Genomic DNA, 4,039 nt, shown 5'->3' with positions numbered 1-4,039 from the left:
AAATTGACCTGGTGGTGGAAGGTTCAAGCTGGGGCTCCCTGAAAATGGTCCCTGTATGGGCCAACCTGTCCGGCCCGGAAAGCAGTGATCTGCCCCGGGGCACCTTTCTTTTGCTCACATCCTGTGAGCAGGAACTGGAAAAGCGCATCAAAAGCTGTTGCCGCAGCTGATCATCCAACACATTTAAAAAACCAATACAGGCAATGTCCAAATAACCATGTCAGAAAATTTCAGCCCCTTCATCCGGGAAGAAGTAAAATCATTCAAGCCCTACTCTCCGGGCCTTGGCATCGATGAAATCAAACACAAGTACGGTCTGAGCCGGGTCATTAAGATGGCCAGCAACGAAAATCCCCTGGGAGTTTCCCCGGTGGTGCAGGAAGCCATAACCCGCAATTCCGGCCTGACCTTTCGCTATCCCGGGGCCAACAACCCGGAGCTTTGCCGGGCTGTTGCAGGCCATCTGGAGCTTGACCCTGCCTGCATAGTCTGCGGCAATGGATCAGACGAGCTTATAGACCTATTGACCCGCATGCTGTCGGTTCCGGGCCGGGACAACATAGTAGCCTTTGACCCCTGTTTCAGCATTTACAGGCTGCAGGCCAGACTGAGCGGGGTGGAATTTCGTCAGGCAAAATTAAACCCGGACTTCAGCTTCAACCTGAAAGAACTTTTAAAGCTTGTTGACGCTAATACCAGGGTGGTCTTTCTGACCAACCCGGACAACCCTTCCGGATATGCAGCCCCTGCATCCGAACTGGACCGGTTCGCATCACAGCTGCCCCATGGATGCTGTCTGGTAGTGGACGAGGCTTATATCGATTTTGCAATGCCCCGGGAGCATTACTCCATGCTGTCTTTTTTTAAAAACGATTCCAACCTGGTGGTGCTGCGCACCTTTTCCAAAATGCATGCCCTGGCCGGCCTGAGGCTCGGCTACGCCATCCTTCCCGTGATTCTGGCGGATTACATGCGCCGCATAAGGCTGCCTTTCAGCGTGAATATCCTGGCGGAAAAGGCCGGCCAGGCCGCGTTGAAAGACAGTGACTTTACCCGGGAATCGCTCTCAATCATTACCCGGGGACGCAAATTTCTGTCCGTTGAACTTGAAAACCTGGGCTGCAGTGTCTACCCTTCCCAGGCCAACTTCATCATGTTCCAGCCCCCGGTGAATGCCGCCCATATATTCCAGGAGCTTTTAAAACGCGGAGTCATCATCCGTCCCCTGGACAGCTACGGGTTTTCACACCTTTTGCGGGTCAGCATCGGCACCCGGGAGGAAAACGAGACACTCATAAAGTATATGCAGGAGATAATCGGGTGAGCACTGGACCGGTCACAGTCACCATAGACGGCCCGGCAGGCGTGGGCAAGACCACCCTGGCCAGAGGTCTGGCCCGCAGGCTGAAGATCGCCTACCTGGATACCGGAGCCATGTACCGTGCTGCAGCCTGGATGCTTGGACCCTCGGCTGCTGAGATGCAGGAGGAAGAACTGGCCAAAAGGCTTGATGGCATGCGTTTTACTCTCAAAGGAGCCGGTCCGGACAGCTGCCTTCTTCTGGAAGACAGGGTAATCGGGGAGCAGGTGCGCACCGAGGAAGTGGGCCTTCTGGCTTCAAGCATTGCAGCGCTTAAGGTGGTGCGGGAATACATGAAAAAGTCCCAGCAGAAAATGGGGCGGGAAACCTCTCTTGTGGCCGAGGGCAGGGACATGGGCACGGTGGTGTTCCCTGACGCCTCATGTAAATTCTTTCTGCAGGCGGATGCAGGGGTGCGGGCGGCGAGAAGATGCAGACAACTCCAGGAAATGGGCCGGGAAGCTGATGAACAAAAGATCCTGGAACAGATGCGCCGCCGCGACGTCCAGGACAGTGAAAGGGCCATCGCCCCTCTGGTGCCGGCTCCGGATGCCGTGCACATTGATACCGGCAGCCTCACCCTGGAAGAAATCCTGGATCGGATGGCGGCCATTTTTGCAGACACAGGGGGCAGGGAACGTCTCTAAAGTGTACGTTGTCCGTTGTCACCTGACGTCATAATTATTTGATTTTTCTGACTTCTGGCCACTCACCTCTGACTTCTGAAACTCAATGGCCAGGGGACTTCGTTTAACCCGCTTAAGCTATAGGGACACCCTCCCTACGCCCCACTCCCCATGCCCTCTGCCCTCTGCGCCATGCCCTCTGCCCTCTGCCCTATGCCCCATGCCCTATGCCCCATGCCCCATGCCCCATGCCCTATGCGCCATGCCCCATGCCCTATGCGCCATGCCCTATGCCCCATGCCCTATGCGCCATGCCCTATGCGCCATGCCCTCTGCCCTATGCCCCATGCCCCTTGGCTTTCTGCCAAAGTTCCTCAAGATGCTCCATATCCAGCTTGGATATGTCCCATCCCTTCTCCAGGGCCAGGTCTTCCATCTGATGCATGCGGCGGGCAAACTTGGCATTGGTTTCAGCCAGTGCAGAATTGGCTTTTATTTTGTGGCGACGCCCATATTCCACAAGGGTAAACAGGTAATCACCGAATTCTTCCAGCATCCTGTCCCTGTCCCTGCTTTCCAGGGCTTCCTGCCATTCCTGCCATTCCTCGGCCAGCTTGTCTTCCAGGTCTTCATCTCTGGCCCAGGTAAAGCCAATTTTGGCTGCCTTGGAATTTATGCGGTAGGCCAGAAGAAGCGGAGGCAGGCTTTTGGGAACGGAATCCAGAATATAACCGCGGGTGTGATTTTTTTCGGTTTTTTTGATCTCTTCCCAGTTTCGGGTAAGTTCCTGTAGGGAATTTATCTCTTTTTCGTCAAACACGTGCGGATGTCTGCGAACCATTTTCCTGGCCCCCTGGTGCATGGCCTGCTGCAAAAAAGATCCACCCCCGTACAGACGACTGATAAAGGCCAGAAGAAACACTACATCCCCCAGTTCTTCTTTCACCTCGTCCGAATTGTTGCAGCGTATTGCCTCAACCAGTTCAAAGGTTTCTTCCACCAGGTAATCGCAAAGACTTTTAGGGGTCTGCTCCCGGTCCCAGGGGCATCCCCCAGGACCCAGAAGTTTTTCTATTATCTCCTGCAGATCGTCCACTGCACTTCTTGAACTCAATTTTCTTCAGCCTCTTGGTTAAATAGTTCCTGCCAGCCGTGCTCCCACATTTCTGTCGCCTTACCGGCCTTGTCCGAAAAAGTCTCTTTCAGGTCTTCGGGCAGATACCCGGCCAGACTCTCGCTTAGTTCAAACAGATATGGCGCAATCTGAGAATCAGCCACCAGGGCGTGTTCAGCCGGCAGAAAAACGGTCAGGAGCAAAAGGGAAATGCTGCAGATAAGCCCCGCCTTGATAAAACCAAGTACCCCTCCACCCAGGCGGTCAAGCCAGCCGAGCATGATCATTCTCAACAGGCTTCTCAAAAAAAATGCCAGCAGTGCCACTGCTGCCATGCTTATCAGAAATATGCTCAGATAACTTATAATCTGGGCCCAGGTTTCATTGTTGATAATCTCATGCACCCAGGGAAAAACATCCATGTAAAACCGGTTGGCAGTTAGAAAACCAGCTATAAGCCCTCCGATGGAGGCAACCTCCAGAACCAGCCCTCTGTAAATCCCTCGGAAAAGGAAAAAACCAAGCACAACAACAAAAAATATATCCAGGGCATTCATGGCATTCTCCGCTAAAAAATACCGCCTCATTCAGGCGTAACCGTTCAGTACTGCGTGCTGCCCGGGCATGCAGTAATGCCCCGGCTTGTTCGTCCTTGACAGTATACAACCAAGCAATTAAGTTCAATACTTTTTAGAAGCAAAACCACAATCACTATAAAGGAGTAAAGTTATGTCTTATGATATTCAACTGGTCAAGCTGGTCAACGGGGACATGGTCCTGGGCAAGTGGAATGCCCAGGAAAACAAAATTACGGATCCGGCAATTCTGCAGATGATACCCACCCAGCAGGGAGGGGTGCAGATGATGCTTCTTCCTTTCGGTTATCCGATAGAAAATGAGGTAACCGGGGAGATAGAAGGCAGGCACATCATTTACTTT

At 53.1% G+C, this 4,039-nt stretch carries 4 protein-coding genes and 1 pseudogene; 3 read left to right on the top strand and 2 right to left on the bottom strand.

Annotated features, from left to right (window positions below):
* Positions 1-217: 217 nt before the first annotated feature.
* Positions 218-1,324, top strand: a complete 1,107-nt coding sequence (hisC, locus tag D5S03_RS09120) for a histidinol-phosphate transaminase (RefSeq protein ID WP_287043611.1) — start codon at positions 218-220, stop codon at positions 1,322-1,324.
* A complete protein-coding gene (gene cmk / locus D5S03_RS09115; protein ID WP_287043609.1) occupies positions 1,321-2,007 on the top strand; it encodes a (d)CMP kinase in 687 nt (228 codons plus the stop codon). The genes hisC and cmk overlap by 4 nt, the downstream gene beginning before the upstream one ends.
* 316 nt (positions 2,008-2,323) lie before the next feature.
* Here the strand turns inward: cmk and mazG are convergent, their stop codons facing one another.
* Positions 2,324-3,100: a nucleoside triphosphate pyrophosphohydrolase gene (mazG, locus tag D5S03_RS09110; protein ID WP_287043607.1), complete on the bottom strand. Its 777-nt coding sequence runs from the start codon at positions 3,098-3,100 to the stop codon at positions 2,324-2,326.
* Positions 3,097-3,657: a CvpA family protein gene (locus D5S03_RS09105; protein ID WP_008870230.1), complete on the bottom strand. Its 561-nt coding sequence runs from the start codon at positions 3,655-3,657 to the stop codon at positions 3,097-3,099. Before D5S03_RS09105 ends, mazG begins: the two co-directional genes overlap by 4 nt.
* Before the next feature lie 172 nt (positions 3,658-3,829).
* On the opposite strand from D5S03_RS09105, the pseudogene D5S03_RS09100 reads away from it, so the two are divergent.
* Positions 3,830-4,039, top strand: a pseudogene (locus tag D5S03_RS09100) (hypothetical protein); the annotation flags it as partial.

The sequence above is a fragment of the Desulfonatronospira sp. MSAO_Bac3 genome, assembly GCF_003838035.1.
Taxonomy (GTDB): Bacteria; Desulfobacterota; Desulfovibrionia; order Desulfovibrionales; family Desulfonatronovibrionaceae; genus Desulfonatronospira; species Desulfonatronospira thiodismutans.
The sequence above is the reverse complement of the archived record's forward strand: the minus strand, read 5'-3'. Positions and strand labels throughout refer to the sequence as shown.

Excerpts from the sequence above, each read along its gene's own strand:
- hisC (WP_287043611.1), top strand. The coding sequence starts at position 218 with ATGTCAGAAAATTTCAGCCCCTTCATCCGGGAAGAAGTAAAATCATTC.
- D5S03_RS09105 (WP_008870230.1), bottom strand. The coding sequence starts at position 3,657 with ATGAATGCCCTGGATATATTTTTTGTTGTTGTGCTTGGTTTTTTCCTT.